This window comes from Knoellia sp. Soil729, assembly GCF_001427985.1.
In the GTDB taxonomy this organism is placed as follows: Bacteria; Actinomycetota; Actinomycetes; order Actinomycetales; family Dermatophilaceae; genus Knoellia.
Map to the genome: position 1 here is coordinate 689,079 of NZ_LMSA01000001.1, position 16,768 is coordinate 705,846.

Here is a 16,768-nt window from a genome sequence, read left to right on the forward strand (position 1 = left end):
GACGTTCCCTCCGGTCAACCGACTGGGTATGCCGTCCGCTGACGTTCGTCGGTTCAGTGGGCGAAGTGGCGGGTACCGGTGAAGTACATCGTCACCCCGGCAGCCTGCGCCGCCTCGATGACCTCACCGTCACGCATCGACCCGCCGGGCGCCACCACGGCGCGCACGCCGGCGTCGAGCAGGACCTGCAGCCCGTCCGCGAACGGGAAGAAGGCGTCCGAGGCCGCCACCGCCCCACGCGCCCGCTCCGAGCCACCCTCGCCAGCGCCCGAGTTGGCGCGCGACACCGCGAGGTGGCAGGAGTCGACCCGGTTGACCTGACCCATGCCGATGCCCACCGAGGCGCCGCCCGACGCGAGCAGGATGGCGTTGGACTTCACCGCACGCACCGAGCGCCAGGCGAACTGCAGGTCGGCCAGCGTCGCCTCGTCCGCCGCCTCGCCTGACACGAGCCGCCAGTTGGCCGCGTCGTCCCCGCCCGTGACCGCGCCCGACTCGTCGGTCACCACGGCGTCGACGGTGTCGCGCTGCTGCATGAGCAGTCCACCGCTGATCGGCCGGATCTCGGCACCGCTGCGCGAGGGCGCAGCAGTCTCGAGTAGGCGGATGTTCTTCTTGGCGGTGAGGACCTCCAGCGCATCGGCGTCGAAGGCGGGAGCCACGACGACCTCGGTGAAGATGTCGGCGACGGTGCGCGCCATCTCGACGGTCACCGGGCGGTTGGTCGCGATGATCCCGCCGAACGCCGACACCGGGTCGCACTCGTGCGCCTTGCGGTGCGCCTGTGCGATGTCGGTCCCGACGGCGATGCCGCACGGGTTCGCGTGCTTGACGACGGCAACGGTCGGCTGGTCGCCATGGTCATAGGCGGCGCGCACGGCAGCGTCGGCGTCGACGTAGTTGTTGTAGGACATCTCCTTGCCGTGCAGCTGCTTGGCCTGCGCAAGCCCGGGCTCGGGCGCGAACCCGTTGGAGAACAGGGCCGCCGACTGGTGCGGGTTCTCGCCGTAGCGCAGCACCGCCGACCTGGTCCACGTCGCCCCCACCCACGCAGGGAAGCCGGTGCCCTCGGAGGTGTCGACGTAGGCGTTGCCCATCCACGACGCCACGTGCACGTCGTAGGTCGCCGTGTGCACGAAGGCCCGCGCCGCGAGCGCCTTGCGCTCCTCAAACGTGAACCCGTCACCGCGCACCGCGTCCAGCACATCGCCGTATGCCGCGGGGTCGACGACCACGGCCACGCTCGGGTGGTTCTTGGCGGCCGCCCGGACCATGGACGGCCCACCGATGTCGATGTTCTCGACGATGTCGTCGGCGGAGGCACCGGAGGCGACGGTGTCGGCGAACGGGTAGAGGTTGACCACGACGAGGTCGAACGGCTCCACACCGAGATCACCGAGCTGCGCGACGTGGTCGGGCTTGCGGGTATCGGCCAGGATGCCGGCGTGCACCATCGGGTGCAGGGTCTTGACGCGCCCCTCGAGGCACTCGGGGAAGCCGGTGAGGTCGGCGACCTCGGTGACCGGGACCCCCAGTCCCTCGAGGAGCTTGGCGGACCCGCCGGTCGAGACGATGGCGACACCGGCCTCGTGCAGGCCGCGGGCGAGGTCCTCGAGCCCGGTCTTGTCGAAGACGGAGATGAGTGCCCGGCGGATCGGGCGGCGGTCCTGGGTGGGACCGGGAGGGGTGACGGAGACGGCCATGGCAATGGCTCCAATCGCAGGACGAGGCACGTGGGGTCTGTTCTCAGCGGGAGGCACCCAGGCGGGCGATGCGGCTCCCAAAGGTGACTCCCCGGTGGTGGTCCACCTGCGCCAGTCGTCCCCCCGAGTCTAGCGGCGGCTCTGAGCCACCCCGCACATCAGGTGAGATGGATGAGGAAGCCCTGGCCCGGCGCCAGGATGGGCAGGGACAACCCGACCCCCGCAAGGGCGACACCACTGACCTGGATCCCGTGGGCGACTGCCTCGTCCCACCACGCCGGTGGAGCGACTTGGACCGTCTGCGGAAGTCCGGCTTCGGGGCGCACCCGCAGCGAGTAGCGGCGCCCGGGATCCAGCCCCGGCAGCGGGACCAGTCCGGGTGAGACGCCCCGTCCGGTCGCCACGCACATCACCCGGAAGACCGCCTCCGACGCGTCGGGCGCGAGCACCCCGTCGATGACCAGCGAGTCGTCGTCGTGGTCGGAGCGGACGGCGTCACCGTGGTGGAGCAGGTGCCGCAGCTCGCGGTAGAGCCCCGACCACTCGCGCAGGGCGCCCAGCTCCGCCTCCGTGCACGTGGTGAGGTCCCACTCCAGCCCTGCGTGGCCTCCGAGGGCGACGAGGGTGCGGAACGAGAGGTCCAGCTCGCGGTGGGTCGTGTGCGCGCGCGGTGGACCGACATGCGTCCCCATCCGCTCCGGGGGCACGAGCAGCCCCGTCCACCGCTGGATCGCGACCCGCTCGAGCGCGTCGTTGCAGTCGGAGCTCCAGACCCGGTCCGTGCGGGTGAGGACTCCCAGGTCCACTCGCGCACCGCCGCTCGAGCACGACTCGATCTCCAGGTCCGGGTGCCGTTGCCTGAGCTCGTCGAGAAGCCGGTATGCCGCGAGCGTCTGGACGTGGACCGCCGGCCGGTCGGTGCCACTCGAGTCCGCGCGGACGGCCTCGTGGAGGTCACGGTTGTGGTCCCACTTGACGAAGTCGACGCCGTTGGCCTCGATGACCGCGCTCATCGAGGACAGGACGTGAGCGAACGCGTCAGGGTTGGCGAGATCGAGGACGTGCTGATGGCGCGACGCGAGCGGCGGGCCGGCCGCAGGACCCACAACCCAGTCCGGGTGCTCGCGCACGACATCCGAGTCGAGGTTGACCATCTCCGGCTCGAACCACAGCCCGAACTCCATGCCCAGGCCCTTGACGTGGTCGACGAGGGGGGCGAGGCCCTGTGGCCAGACCTCTGGCGAGACCTCCCAGTCACCGAGGCCGCGGGTGTCGTCACGCCGCGACCCGAACCAGCCGTCGTCGAGCACGAAGCGCTCCACGCCCACGGAGGCGGCCGTGTCCGCGAGGCGCACCAGGTGGTCGAGGTCGGTCTCGAAGTAGACGGCCTCCCACGTGTTGAGGACGAGGGGACGCGGGGAGGAGCGATAGCCCTCCTGGGCGCGCTGGTGGCGCACGAGCGAGCGGGTGAGGCCGTCCAGGCCCTCACCGGAGTGCACGAGGACCACGGGTGGTGCGGCATACGTCTCGCCCGGTCGAAGTCGCACCTCGCCGGGCTCGAGGGACTCGCCCCCGCCGAGGACCGCCGCGTGCGCCCCAGCGCCTTCGGGGAGGCGCTCGACCAGGTGCGTGTGGTTGCCGCTCCACGCCACGTGGACGCCCCACACCTCCCCCGACCGGAAGCCGAAACCGGGAGTTCCGGCGACCATGAGCAGGGTCGCGTCGTGCCCCGTACGACCACGTCGGCCGGTGCGCAGCACGGTCCCGTCCAGGAGCGGCCTGCGCTGCGGCGAGCGCTCCCGGCACCATCGCCCGGTGAGGTCGAGGACCTCGTCGGCGCGCGAGGGCAGGGGCATCAGGACCCTCAGCGCGTCGACGTCGAGCACGGAGCCGTCGGTCAGTGTGTTGGTGAGCTCTGCGCCGACCGTCAGGACGCCGTGCTCGTCGAGCACGAAGCGGAGCACCACCTCCACCCCGGCGTTGTCGGCGCTCGCACGGACCACGGCCGTGCTCACTCCAGCTGCCTCGGCCGACTCGACGGAGGCAACCCACCGTGGAGCCGAGCGGTCCCCGGTGCGGTGCGCGGCATACGCCGGGGTTCCGAGCCATCCCTGCCCGGACGTGGGCAGCACGCTGAGCTGCCACGCCACGTCGAGCTGGTTGTGCGCGACCGGACGCCCGGTCACGACGGCCAGGTCGCCGACCGCCGCGTCGGGCAGGTCCGCGCCCCAGTGCAGGACGTGCGGCAGTGCGTCACCGGACTGCGCCAGGACGAGCGCCACACGGCCCCCGCGCAACACCGTCACCGACGAGGTCATCCCTTGGTCGACCCCAGCGTGAGCCCTGAGACGAACTGCTTCTGCAGGACGAAGAAGACGATGAGCACGGGCAGGGCGACGATGATCGAGCCGGCCGCGACGAGGTTGGTGTCGGCGAAGAACTGCCCGCGCAGGTTGTTCAGGGCGCTCGTGACCGGAAGCTTGTTGCCCCGCGAGATGAGCACCGTGGCCCAGAAGAACTCGTTGTAGACCCACGTGACCTGGAGGGTGGCGAGCGCGGCCAGGGCCGGGCGCACCAGAGGCATCGTCAGCTGCCAGTACTGGCGCCAGATACCTGCCCCGTCCATCTCCGCGGACTCGTAGATCTCGTAGGGCAGCGTCTTCATGTAGTTGCTCAGCACGAACGTGCAGAACCCCATCTGGAAGGCGGTGTTGACGAGGATGAGCGCCCAGAAGCTGTTGAGCATCGTGCCGCTCTCGCTCATGAACGTCGGCAGCGGGATCTCCCGGAACATGCGGAAGACGGGGATGAGCAGGGCCTGTGGGGGCAGCAGGTTGGCGGCCAGGAAGACACCGAGCAGCGTGAGGTTGAAGCGGTAGGAGAACCGCGCGAGCACGAAGGCGACCAAGGAGGACAGGAAGAGCGTGATGACGACGGCCGGGATCGTGATGAGCAGCGAGTTCTTCAGGTGGAGGCCGAAGTTGCCACGGCTCCAGGCGTTGCTGTAGTTCTCCGTCGTCCAGCCGCCGAAGGAGAGGTAGCCGTTGGTCTGGGTGTAGGAGTAGGAACGGAAGGAGTTGTAGAGCGCCCACAGCAGCGGGAAGAGCCACACGATCGCCAGCACCAGCATGATGATGGTGGCCACCTTGCCGCGACGCCGGTTGAGCACGCCGCCAGAGGGGCCCCTCTCCACGGTGCGACCCTGCGTCACGGGGACGGGTGGAGCTGTGGTGGCACTCATCGGCGCTCCTCCCGGAAGACGATCCGCAGGTAGATGGTGATGAAGACCGAGGAGATGATCATCATGATCACCGCGAGGGCGGAGCCGAAGCCGTAGCGGGTCGCCTCACCGATGACGTTCTGGGACACCAGCGCGGAGATGAGCTCGAGCCCGTTGCGCCCCTTGTTGATGATCCACACGAGGTCGAAGGCGCGCAGTGACTCGATGACGACGATGACCAGGACGATGAGGTTGATCGGGCGCATGACCGGGAAGATCACGTGGAAGAACGTCTTCACCTCGCTGGCGCCGTCCACGGCCGCCGCCTCGCGCAACGATGCGTCGATGCCCTTCAGCCCGGCCAGGTAGATGAGCATGATGTAGCCGGTGTGCCTCCAGGCGGTCGCCACGAGGACCGCCCAGAGGTTGACGCTGGGGTCGCCGTACCAGTCGACCTTCGAGCCGAAGACCTCGTTGATCAGGCCCTGGTCCGTGGAGTAGAAGAGCTGCCAGATGAAGCCCACCAGCGCCATCGAGAGCACGACCGGGAGGTAGAACGCCGTCTGGTAGAACCGGCTGCCCCACATCTCGTGGTCGAGGACCACCGCGAGGAGCATGCCGAGGATGGTCGGGAAGACGAACAGGAAGACGAGCCAGATGACGTTGTGCTGGATCGCCGGCCAGAACGGTGGGTAGATCGTCGTGATGTCCTTGTAGTTCTGGACCCCGACCCACTCGATGCTGCTGAGCTTGAACCCGTTCCACCTGGTGAACGACAGCAGGAACGATGCGATGGCCGGCAGCCAGACGAGCCACACCACGAGCAGCGTCGGGATGCCGATCATCGTGGCGATGATGAGCCGCTCGCGGGTCGACCTTCGCTTCTCGACCCGACGAGTACTCGGTTTGCCTGCGGTGCGCGTGGCCATCGTGGTCGCTTTCCGGGATCGGGTCAGCCGAGGATGGACTTGGCCTGCTGCTGGATCGAGGTGGTGATCGAGTCGATCTTGTCGGGGTTCTTGAGGAACTCCTGGAGCGACGCGGTGATGACGGTGTTCGCGAGGTCGGCGTTGGTGTCGCGGTCGAGGAACTGGGCGATCGACTTGGCGTTCTGGACGACCTCGACCGACTTCTTCTGCAGGGCGCCATACTTCGCGGTGCTGGCGTTGGAGTTGGCGGCGATGAAGGGCGCGGAGGCACTGTTGTTGGCGACGTCCGCGGCCTCGGCGGAGCCGAGGTACGTGATGAACGCCTTGGCCGCATCCTCGTTCTGTGCGTTCGCCGACACGCAGTAGCCGTCGATGGGGGCGTCGAGCGCGTCGGCACCGATGCTCTGGTCGAGGGCGGGGTAGGTGAAGAAGTCGAGGTCGTCCTGCGTCTCCTTCGGGACACCGTCGACCACGAAGGTGCCCAGCAGGTACATCCCGCACTCACCCTTGGCCATGGACGTCGCGGCCTCCTGCCAAGTACGCCCCAGGGCGTTCTCCTGCTGGTAGGGCAGCATCGTCTTCCAGGTCTCGAAGACGCGCCGCACCTCGGGGCTGTCCCAGTTCTTCTTGCCCTTGGTGAGCTCCATGTGGAAGTCGTAGCCGTTGAGGCGCATGTTGAGGATGTCGAAGGTTCCCATGGGCGCCCAGGCGTCCTTGGCGGCGAAGGCGAAGGGGGTGATCTTCTTGCCCTGCATGTCCTTCATCAGGGCCATGAAGTCGTCCTGCGACTTCGGCTCGCTCCAGCCGTTCTTCTCGAAGACCGACTTGCGGTAGAAGACGGCCCACGGGTAGTAGCTGGACGGCACGAAGTACTGCTTGCCGTCCTCTGCCGTCGCGGACTTCTTGAAGGCGTCGCTCATGCCGTCGATGGGCCACACGTCGCTGAGGTCGGCGATCTGGCCGTTCGTCGCGAACTGCGACATCCGGTACCCGGCGAACCAGGTGAAGACGTCGTCCGGAGTGCCCTGAAGGTAGGTGCTGATGCTCTCCTGGAAGGTGTTGTGGTCCACCGCGTTCTGGGAGACGGTGACCCCGGCCTTCTTGGCGTAGGCGTCCGCCATGGCCGACAGGCGCTCGTATGCCGGTCCCGACCCCTTGGCCTCGTTCATCCCGAACTTGACCGGCCCCGCCTTGGCCGATGCACCACCACCGGACCCCGAGGGCTTGGCGTCGCCGCCGCCACACGAGCTGAGCAGCGTCGGCACTCCCAGCAGGGCGCCGGCTCCGAGAGCTCCACGCAGGAGGGAGCGCCGGCCGAGAGCCTGCACCGAGGCGGGCACGGTGGAGCTGCGGCGGTCCAAAGATCCCGAGCCTGTCATGGTGTCTCCTTTGACGAACATGCGACGGCAACTGACAACTTCGATCAGAAACCAACATTGACGAAGCCGAGTGTTCACCGACCCCTTCCCCGTGTCAAGAGGTCCGGAGGCAACGGATTCATCTCGGTGGATGGTGAATTGCGTTGCACGGCAGGGAACTGCAGGAAAGTTCTGCCAGCGCTGGTGACGGCTGTGGCTTTCTGCCGACCGATTTCCGGCTGTCGGAACCTGTTGACAAATGTTCGACGTGTTTGCAGACTGTGCGCCATGCGAGCGTGGCCCAAGGATGGGATTGCCTTCGGTGGCGACTACAACCCGGAGCAGTGGCCCCGGTCCGTCTGGGACGACGACATGCGTCTCATGCGCGAGGCCGGAGTCACCTTCGTCACGCTGGGCGTCTTCTCCTGGTCGTGGCTCGAGCCGACCAAGGGCGAGTACACGTTCGAGTGGCTCGACGAGGCCATGGACCTGCTGCACGCCAACGGGATCGCCGTCGACCTCGCCACCGCGACCGCCACTCCCCCACCGTGGCTCACGTCCGCCTACCCGGAGATCCTGCCGGTGGACCACGACGGCCACACCCTCTGGCCCGGAAGCCGGCAGTCATGGTGCCCCTCCTCGCGCCTGTACCGCGAGCTGGCACTCTCGCTCACCGACCGGTTGGCCGCCCGCTACCACGACCACCCCGCCCTGGCCATGTGGCACGTCTCCAACGAGTACGCCTGTCACAACCTGCCCTGCTACTGCGACACCTGCGCGATCGCCTTCCGGGCGTGGCTCGAGCAGCGCTACGCCGACCTGGACACGCTCAACGACGCCTGGGGGACGGCCTTCTGGAGCCAGCGCTACACCGCGTGGGAGGACATCCTCCCGCCGCGCCGCACCACCACGTTCGCCAACCCCACGCAGGTTCTCGACTACCACCGGTTCGGCAGCGACACCCTCCTCGGCTTCTACCGCGAGGAGTACGAGGTGATTCGGCGGCACTCCTCCCAGGTGCCGATCACCACGAACTTCATGACCCTGAGCAACTTCCGCCTGCTCGACTACCACGACTGGGCTCCGCTCCAGGACGTCGTGAGCACCGACCACTACATCGTCGACTCGCTGGAGCACCCCCGGGCCGAGCTGTCCTTCCACGGCGACCTGACCCGAGGGCTGGCCGGTGGTCGACCGTGGATACTCATGGAGCACTCCACCAGTGCCGTGAACTGGCAACCGGTGAACCCCGCCAAGGCTCCCGGCCAGACGGTCCTCGACTCCCTCACCCACGTGGCACACGGTGCCGATGCGCTGGGGTTCTTCCAGTGGAGGCAGTCCCGGTCGGGGTCGGAGAAGTTCCACTCGGCGCTGGTGCCGCACGCGGGCGAGGACAGCGACCGGTTCCGCGAGGTCTGCGAGCTCGGCGCGATCTCTGCACGCCTCGGCGAGCTGCTCGGCTCGACCGTCGAGGCCGAGGTCGCCGTGCTCTGGGACTACGAGGCCCTGTGGGCCATGTCCGGTCCGTGCATGCCGAGCAGCGCCATCGACTACGCCACGGCTCCGCACACGTTCCACCGCATCCTGCGTGAGCGCGGGATCACCTGTGACGTGGTGCACCCCTCCGCCGACCTCTCGCGCTACCGCGTCGTCATCGTGCCCACCCTGTACGTCGTCTCGGACGAGAACGCCTCGGCCATCGCGAGCGCAGCCGAGAGCGGCGCTCACGTGGTGGTCACCTACTTCTCCGGCATCAGCGACCTCGACGACCACGTGCGGCTGGGCGGCTACCCCGGTGCCTTCCGAGACCTGCTCGGGGTCCGGGTGGAGGAGTTCTTCCCCCTGCGACCCGGCGAGGTCGTCCCCCTCTCGGGGGGCGGCACGGGGTCGCAGTGGAGCGAGGACGCCCGGGCCGTCGACGCCGAGGTCCTGTCCACCTATGCCGCGGGGCCGCTGCAGGGGCGCCCGGCCCTCACTCGCCGAGCCGTGGGGGAAGGCACGGCGTCCTACCTGGGAACACTGCCGGACGACGCCACGCTCGGCTCGGTGCTCGACGAGGTCATCGCGCTGGCGGCGGTCACGCCGGCGGCTCAGACGCCACCAGGGGTTGAGGTCGTGCGCCGGTCCAGCAGTGAAGGGTCGTGGCTCTTCGTCCTCAACCACACGACGCAGGAGCACGAGGTGACCGTCACCGGCCATGACCTCCTCACCGGCCGCGACGTCGGGCCGACGCACCGGCTCGCCGGGCTCTGCGCGGCCGTGGTGCGGGAGGCCTGAGCATGCTCGCCAGCCAGCGCAGGGCAGCCATCCTCCAGCTGGTGCAGGACTCCGGCGCGGTGAAGGTGTCCGATCTCGTCGAGCAGCTGGGCGTCTCCGACATGACCGTGCGACGCGACATCGAGCGCCTGCACGCGGACGGGCTGCTTGAACGGGTGCACGGAGGCGCACTGGCGCTGCTGCCCCGGGCCAGTGACGAGCCCGGGTTCACCGCGAAGTCCTCGCTGATGACCCCCGAGAAGCACGCGATCGCCGCAGCGGCATCTCGACTGGTCGAGCCCGGAGCCACCATCGGGATCTCCGCGGGCACGACGACCTACGAGTTCGCGCGGACGATCCGTGGCATCCCCCACCTCACCGTGGTGACCAACTCCGTCCCGGTCGCCCAGCTCCTCCACGACGGCGACGGCAACCGTGTCGTGGTCCTCACCGGTGGCATGCGCACCCCCTCCGACGCGCTCGTGGGCCCCGTCGCGGTGGCGGCCCTGCAGGGCCTGCACGTCGACCGCCTCTTCCTGGGTGCGCACGGCATCGACATCAGCGCCGGCCTCACGACGCCCAACCTCGTGGAGGCGGAGACCAACCGCGCACTCGTGAAGGCCAGTCGTTCCGTCTGCGTCCTCGCCGACCACAGCAAGATGGGGATCATCGGCCTGTCGACCTTCATGGCGCTCGACGAGGTCGACACCCTCATCACCGACTCGGGCATGCCCTCTCGGGCCCGGACCGTGCTCGAGGAGAGCGTGGAGCAGCTCGTGCTCGCCGAGGTTGCCAGCCCGGGGCCGCGCAAGACCAAGCGGGCCCCCCGCACGGCCTGAGCGCTCGCTGTCACGCGACTGGTGGCCCGCCCCCGGTTGCGAGGCTGCGCACGAGGTCGACGAGCAGCTCGCGCTCGTGCACCTTGATGCGCTCGTGCAGCGTCTCCTCGGTGTCGTCGTCGAGCACCTCGACCGCTCGCTGGGCGAGGATCGGCCCGGTGTCGACGCCGGCGTCGACGAGGTGGGCGGTGGTGCCGGTGACCTTGACCCCGTGCGCCAGCGCATCGCGGACGGCATGTGCCCCGGGGAAGCTCGGGAGCAGCGCGGGGTGCGTGTTGAGGATCGTCCGCCCGCTCAGCGTGGCCGGCCCGAGGATCTTCATGAAGCCCGCCGTGACCACGAAGTCCGGCGAGCGAGAGGCGAGCTCGGCAGCAAGCCCCGCGTCCCAAGCCCCCCGGTCCGGGAAGTCGCGCACCCGGCATACGAAGGTCTCGATGCCGGCGCGCTGGGCGCGGCGAAGGCCCTCGATGTCGTCGCGGTCGGCTCCGACGGCCAGGACGCGAACACCGTATGCCGGGTCGAGACTTGCGTCGATCAGCGCCTGAAGCAGCGTGCCCGAGCCGGAGACGAGGACGACGATGCCGGCGGGAGGGGTCACGCCGGAAACCCTATCGGCGCAGGCGCCAGGCGTCCCACGCGACCACGGCGAGAGCGCCCACGACCAGCTCGAGCGCCACCGTCAGGGACAGCCACAGGGCCGGAGCCCCGATGTCGGAGAGGCGGTAGGCACCGAGCGAGCCGCCCGCGAGACCGTCGAGCACACCGACGGTCACGGCCACCATGGTGCACGCGACGACGGCGACCGTGGCCTTGGTCCGCAGCGACGACAGCCGGGCCACGGAGACCAGCGCGCGTCGGCCGATGTGGCCACCGACGACCACCGGCACGAGGACCAGGAGCCGGAGGACCCACGGAGCGGGCCCCGGCTCGGGAACGGCACCGAGCACCGGGACCAGGGGCATGAGCCCACCGGCCGAGCCTGTGAGCGAGGTGTGCGCGCCCTCGACCACCGAGAAGCCGGGCCCGGCGAGGAAGGACAGCGCCCACAGGGCGAGGTTGGGCAGGGCGGCGAGCTGGGCCAGCACGAGGAGGATGCCGCCGAGGAGCCCGGCTCCGGTTTCACGGTGGAGGTTGGTCACCGAGCCCCACGACACGACGACGGCGAGGAGGACGAGCAGCAGGCCCACGCCCAGCAGCACCTGGAGGCCGCGCCTGGCCGGAGCCCATGCGCGGCGCACCGCCTCGGGGGCGACGAACACATCGAACCGCGGCCCGAGGATGTCGGCGTCACGCGCCAGCCTCCTCAGGGCCAGCACCAGCGCCAGCGCGGGGGCGACCAGCAGGGGCACGACCAGGCTCAGCCACCGCAGTGGCAGCGATCCCAGCAGAGTGAGAGCAGCCGCAATGGCCACGGCCAGGGCATAACCGAGCCACCACCGACCGGCGCTCGACGCGACCGAGCGCGGCAGGGCGTCGGCGACGAACACGTCCTCCACGTCGGCGGTGTCGAGGACGCGCGACGCACCGCGTGAGGCACCCCAGACAGCGAGGGCTCCGAGCACCAGCGGCACGAACGCCACGGTCGTGGCCCCAGCACCCAGGTGTGCGCCCTGGACGAGCAACCACAGCGAGGCGGCCGCCCCCAGCGGGTCGGCGAAGGAGTCGCCCGGGCGCGGGTCGAACATCCAGCCGAGCACGGTGGGCACGACCACGACGAGCAGCGAGAGCAGTCCGGTGGCGACGCCGAGGAGCACGTCACGGGCGGAGTAGGGCAACCACGGCGCCGCGGGCGACTCCTCGCCGTCCGCGTCGTCGGCAGGGCGCCCTCCCCGCAACATCTCCAGAACACTCATTGCCGACCAGTCTCCCCCGAGCCGGTGGCCCACCCCGGATGCACACGCCGACGGCGACGAAATCGAGCGCAACGCGAGCGGGCGGCATAGATCTCGGTATGCCGCCCGCTCACGTTGCGCGCGAAAGGCCCTTGTCAGAGGTTGCGCATGATCTCGCGCATGAGCTCTGCCGTCTCGGACGGCGTCTTGCCGACCTTGACGCCGGCGGCCTCGAGGGCCTCCTTCTTGGCCTGGGCGGTGCCCGACGAGCCGGAGACGATGGCGCCGGCGTGGCCCATGGTCTTGCCCTCGGGAGCCGTGAAGCCCGCGACGTAGCCGACGACCGGCTTCGTGACGTGCTCCTTGACGTAGGCCGCTGCGCGCTCCTCGGCGTCGCCACCGATCTCGCCGATCATGACGATCGCGTCGGTGTCGTCATCGGCCTGGAACGCCTCGAGCGCGTCGATGTGCGTGGTGCCGATGACGGGGTCACCGCCGATGCCGATGGCCGTGGAGAAGCCGAACTCACGCAGCTCGTACATCATCTGGTAGGTCAGCGTGCCCGACTTCGACACGAGGCCGATGCGGCCGGCGCCGGCGATGTCGCCCGGGATGATGCCGACGTTGGACTTGCCGGGGCTGATGAGGCCGGGGCAGTTCGGGCCGATGATGCGGGTGGACTTGCCGAGGCTGTAGTTGAAGAACTCAGCGGAGTCCTTGACCGGGACACCCTCGGTGATGACGACCACGAGGGGGATCTCGGCGTCGATCGCCTCGACCACTGCGGACTTGGTGAAGGCCGGCGGGACGAAGACGACGGAGACGTTGGCGCCGGTGGCCTCCATGGCCTCCTTCACCGACCCGAACACGGGGACGTCCTTGCCATCGACGTCGACCGAGGTGCCGGCCTTCTTCGGGTTGACGCCACCGACGACGGCGGTGCCGTCAGCCAGCATCAGCTTGGTGTGCTTCATGCCGACAGCGCCCGTCATGCCCTGGACGATGACCTTGCTGTCTGCGTTCAAAAAGATTGCCATGTGCTGTGTTTCCTCGTCCTTCGTCAGTTCGCGGACTGGGCAGCGAGCTCGGCGGCCTTGGCCGCGGCGCCGTCCATGGTCTCTTCGATGGTCACGAGCGGGTGGTTGCGGTCAGCGAGGATGCGGCGACCCTCCTCGACGTTGTTGCCGTCGAGGCGGACGACGAGCGGCTTGGTCGCTGCGTCACCGAGCGTGTCAAGCGCGCCGACGATGCCACGGGCGACCTCGTCACAGGCGGTGATGCCACCGAACACGTTGACGAAGACGGCGTTGACCTGCTCGTCGCCGAGGATGATGCCGAGGCCGTTGGCCATGACCTCCGCGCTCGCGCCTCCACCGATGTCGAGGAAGTTGGCCGGCTTGGAGCCGACCTTCTCGCCGGCGTAGGCGACGACGTCGAGGGTGCTCATGACGAGACCCGCGCCGTTGCCGATGATGCCGACGTTGCCGTCGAGCTTGACGTAGTTGAGGTTCTTCTCCTTGGCGGCCGCCTCGAGCGGGTCCGCAGCAGCCTTGTCCTCGAGCGCGAGGTGGTCGGGCTGGCGGAAGTCGGCGTTCTCGTCGAGGGTGACCTTGCCGTCGAGGGCGACGATCTCGCCGTCGTTCGTCTTGACCAGCGGGTTGACCTCGACCAGCGTCGCGTCCTCGTCGCGGTAGACCGCCCACAGCTTCTCGAGCACGGGCACGATCTTGGCGCCGGTCTCGGCATCGAACCCGGCTGCGTCGACGATCTCCTGGCCCTTGGCCGCGTCGATGCCGACGTTGGGGTCGACGGCGACCTTGGCGAGAGCATCGGGACGCTCGACGGCGAGCTGCTCGATGTCCATGCCGCCCTCGACGCTGCACATGGCGAGGTAGGTGCGGTTGGTCCGGTCGAGCAGGACGGAGAAGTAGTACTCCTCGGCGATCTGCGCACCCTGGGCGATCATCACCTGGTGGACCGTGTGGCCCTTGATGTCCATGCCGAGGATCTCGCCGGCGAGCTGCTCGGCCTCCTCCGCAGACTTGGCGACCTTGACGCCGCCGGCCTTGCCTCGCCCACCGGTCTTGACCTGGGCCTTGACGACGGTGACGCCGCCGCTCTTGGCTCCGATGGTCTCGGCGGCCTCGCGGGCCTGCTCAGGGGTGGTGGCGACTGCGCCTGCCAGCACGGGTACCCCGTGCTTCTCGAACACATCGCGTGCCTGGTACTCGAAAAGGTCCACGGATTCGTTCCGTCCTCACGTCGTCTGCTGACCCCAGGTCTGTGTACCGACCATGGTCCGTCCGGGCCCGAGCCTAGACCCGCCGCGCGCGCCGGGACGCCGACGGGTCTCGATCTGGTGACGCTGAAGATGTGATCCCGGCGACATCCACCACGACGAAGGACCGGCGGCTACGGTGACTCCACCATGCAGGCATCAGTGACGACGCAGCAGGCGCAGGCCCCCTCGTGATGGACCGGGCACGCCGAGCCGCGATGGTCGGCGCCTCCATCGCTCGAGGCGTCGGGACGCTCCTCACGCCGCGGGCCATCGTCGGCATGGCCATCGAGGGAGCGTGGGTCTCCACCCACCTCGCGACCTATCCCCTCGGCATCTTCCAGGAGCGCACCGAGGGCCTGCGCGGCTACCGCATCGAGCACCTCGCCCCCATCCAGCGCGGCCTCATCATCTCGCACCTCGAGGCCTCGGGGACCCCGATCCTGCTCGTGCACGGCTTCGTCGACAACCGGTCGATCTTCACGTTGCTGCGCCGAGGGCTGACCCGTCGCGGGTTCGGCTCGGTCTACGCGATGAACTACTCCTCCCTGACCGCCGACGTGCGCACCGCAGCCGCGCAGCTCGGCGAGGAGATCGAGGCCATCGTCGCGGAGACCGGCTACGAGAAGATCCACATCGTGGGGCACAGCCTGGGTGGCCTCATCGCCCGCTACTACGTCACCCGTCTCGGTGGCGACGAGCACGTCCACACCCTCGTCACGCTGGGCACCCCGCACCAGGGCAGCTACAGCGCCTATGCGTTGCCGAGCCGGCTGGGCACCCAGATGCGCCCGGGCAGCGCCCTCATGCGTGAGCTCCAGGAGCCGGTGCCGAGGTGCACGACGCGCTTCATCAGCTACTGGTCGGACACCGACGTCGTCGTCGTCCCGCAGGGCAACGGCGCGCTGCGCCACCGCGACCTGTCCGTGCGCAACATCCGCCTGCACGGCGTCGGTCACATCTCCCTGCCGATCGTGGGCGACATCGTGCACGGCATCTCCACCGCACTCGCCGAGCTGGACCAGGAGGGCGACACCGTCACCGCCGGCGTCACCCCGCTCGCCCCTCGCACCCGCAGGGACGCCTCCGAGAGCGGCCCGCAGCAGGCGGGCGGACGGCATACGGCGCAGGCTCATCCCTGACCCGGCGACCCACGGTGGCGGCGATGCGGGATGACTCCCGCACCCGTATACCTCATTTCTGCAGGTCACAGGCCTTCTGTGGACAGCGAATTTGTATAACGGTGAGGTCACGCTACGGTAGTGACTCCCTTCTCCCCTGCCTTGAGGTATCCCGCTTTGACTTCTCCCTACCAGGGGCGCCACCGCGGCCGGCATCGCAGACCTGCGACGAACCGTGTCCCGCGCGCCCTGCACCCGGGTTTCGTGTTGCCCGTTGCCGCAGCTGCGGCTCTGGTGGTGACGGCCACGGGCGCCACCGTCGCGGAGTCCGCGCCGCTCAAGCTCGACCTCACCGCTGCCCAGGCGCAGACCGCCCGCGACCAGGCTGCCACCGAGGTCGCACAGCAGGCCGACCTCTCCACCCGCCGCCAGCAGGTCTCGATCCAGACCGCCGCACTCCAGGGCCGCGTCACCGAGCAGAAGCGCGTCGCGCGCAGCAAGGCGCGCGTCGCCGAGAAGGCGAAGGCGGACGCCACCGCCAAGGCCGCCGCCAAGGCCGCGAAGGCCGCTGCCAAGGCCGCCGCCGAGGCCAAGCTGGAGCGCGAGGGCAAGCGCTGGGTCATGCCGATCGAGGGCGCCTCGTTCACGTCCGGCTACGGCATGCGCTGGGGACGCATGCACTGGGGCAACGACTTCGGCACGCCCGTCGGCACGCCGCTGCGCGCGATGTCCCGCGGCACGGTCACCTTCGTCGGGCAGCACGGCAACATGGGCAAGCTCGTCCGCATCACCTACTGGGACGGCACCGAGACCTTCTATGCCCACATGAGCCGCTTCTCGACCAGCATGGGCGCCACGGTCATGCCCGAGGACGTCGTCGGCTACAGCGGCAACTCGGGACGCTCCACCGGCCCGCACCTGCACCTCGAGATCCACCCCGGTGGCGGCGGCCCCGTCGACCCGGCGCCGTGGCTCGCCAAGAAGGGCCTGCAGTGAGCTGACAGCTCCTGCTCCGACGTCGAAGGGCGGCACCCATTGCGGGTGCCGCCCTTTCGCGTATGCCGGGCGCCCACCTCCCGTGCTCGGCCGCCCCTCCCGCCGCCGGTCGCCCCAACTTTTGCTCCTGGGGAGGGGAGCTTGGCGTCGGGACGGTTCCTAACCCTCCGGACCCCAAAGGTTCCCGCATGGGGAGCGAATGTTGAGGCAGGGCGGGAGGGCGGGTGCCGGGGTGG

At 69.3% G+C, this 16,768-nt stretch carries 13 protein-coding genes and 1 riboswitch; of the genes, 4 read left to right on the forward strand and 9 right to left on the reverse strand.

Features of this window, described 5'->3' with window-relative positions; genetic code table 11:
* Positions 1–53: 53 nt before the first annotated feature.
* The 5 genes from purH to ASG74_RS03155 form a co-directional block, all read right to left on the reverse strand.
* Positions 54–1,703, reverse strand: coding sequence for a bifunctional phosphoribosylaminoimidazolecarboxamide formyltransferase/IMP cyclohydrolase (gene purH / locus ASG74_RS03135; protein ID WP_056138852.1), 1,650 nt, complete (start codon positions 1,701–1,703; stop codon positions 54–56).
* 48 nt (positions 1,704–1,751) lie between these two features.
* Positions 1,752–1,832, reverse strand: a riboswitch (ZMP/ZTP riboswitch).
* 29 nt (positions 1,833–1,861) lie between these two features.
* On the reverse strand, positions 1,862–4,021 hold the full coding sequence (locus ASG74_RS03140; protein WP_056138854.1) for an alpha-galactosidase: 2,160 nt from the start codon (positions 4,019–4,021) through the stop codon (positions 1,862–1,864).
* Positions 4,018–4,944, reverse strand: coding sequence for a carbohydrate ABC transporter permease (locus ASG74_RS03145; protein WP_056138855.1), 927 nt, complete (start codon positions 4,942–4,944; stop codon positions 4,018–4,020). The genes ASG74_RS03140 and ASG74_RS03145 overlap by 4 nt, the downstream gene beginning before the upstream one ends.
* Positions 4,941–5,852, reverse strand: coding sequence for a carbohydrate ABC transporter permease (locus ASG74_RS03150; protein WP_056138857.1), 912 nt, complete (start codon positions 5,850–5,852; stop codon positions 4,941–4,943). The genes ASG74_RS03145 and ASG74_RS03150 overlap by 4 nt, the downstream gene beginning before the upstream one ends.
* Positions 5,853–5,875: 23 nt before the next feature.
* Complete coding sequence (locus ASG74_RS03155; RefSeq protein WP_056138859.1) at positions 5,876–7,231, reverse strand: ABC transporter substrate-binding protein; 1,356 nt, start codon at positions 7,229–7,231, stop codon at positions 5,876–5,878.
* A gap of 267 nt (positions 7,232–7,498) precedes the next feature.
* Between ASG74_RS03155 and ASG74_RS03160 the strand changes: the two genes are divergently transcribed.
* Both ASG74_RS03160 and ASG74_RS03165 read left to right on the forward strand, forming a co-directional pair.
* Entirely contained in the window at positions 7,499–9,487 is a 1,989-nt protein-coding gene (locus tag ASG74_RS03160) for a beta-galactosidase (RefSeq protein WP_056138861.1), read from the forward strand.
* Between the two features lie 2 nt (positions 9,488–9,489).
* Positions 9,490–10,305: a DeoR/GlpR family DNA-binding transcription regulator gene (locus ASG74_RS03165; RefSeq protein WP_056138863.1), complete on the forward strand. Its 816-nt coding sequence runs from the start codon at positions 9,490–9,492 to the stop codon at positions 10,303–10,305.
* 10 nt (positions 10,306–10,315) lie between these two features.
* On the opposite strand, the gene purN is transcribed toward ASG74_RS03165, so the two are convergent.
* The 4 genes from purN to sucC form a co-directional block, all read right to left on the reverse strand.
* Positions 10,316–10,903: a phosphoribosylglycinamide formyltransferase gene (purN, locus tag ASG74_RS03170; protein ID WP_056138865.1), complete on the reverse strand. Its 588-nt coding sequence runs from the start codon at positions 10,901–10,903 to the stop codon at positions 10,316–10,318.
* Between the two features lie 10 nt (positions 10,904–10,913).
* Positions 10,914–12,158, reverse strand: coding sequence for a cell division protein PerM (locus ASG74_RS03175; RefSeq protein ID WP_156465253.1), 1,245 nt, complete (start codon positions 12,156–12,158; stop codon positions 10,914–10,916).
* A 134-nt stretch (positions 12,159–12,292) separates the two neighbouring features.
* On the reverse strand, positions 12,293–13,174 hold the full coding sequence (gene sucD, locus ASG74_RS03180) for a succinate--CoA ligase subunit alpha (RefSeq protein WP_056138871.1): 882 nt from the start codon (positions 13,172–13,174) through the stop codon (positions 12,293–12,295).
* 23 nt (positions 13,175–13,197) lie between these two features.
* Positions 13,198–14,379, reverse strand: coding sequence for an ADP-forming succinate--CoA ligase subunit beta (gene sucC / locus ASG74_RS03185; RefSeq protein WP_056138873.1), 1,182 nt, complete (start codon positions 14,377–14,379; stop codon positions 13,198–13,200).
* 230 nt (positions 14,380–14,609) lie between these two features.
* On the opposite strand from sucC, the gene ASG74_RS03190 reads away from it, so the two are divergent.
* Both ASG74_RS03190 and ASG74_RS03195 read left to right on the forward strand, forming a co-directional pair.
* Positions 14,610–15,557 carry an esterase/lipase family protein gene (locus tag ASG74_RS03190; RefSeq protein WP_056138876.1) on the forward strand — a complete coding sequence of 316 codons (948 nt, stop codon included), beginning with the start codon at positions 14,610–14,612 and terminating at the stop codon, positions 15,555–15,557.
* 243 nt (positions 15,558–15,800) lie between these two features.
* Positions 15,801–16,532, forward strand: coding sequence for a M23 family metallopeptidase (locus ASG74_RS03195; protein WP_156465254.1), 732 nt, complete (start codon positions 15,801–15,803; stop codon positions 16,530–16,532).
* The last annotated feature ends 236 nt before the right edge of the window (positions 16,533–16,768 follow it).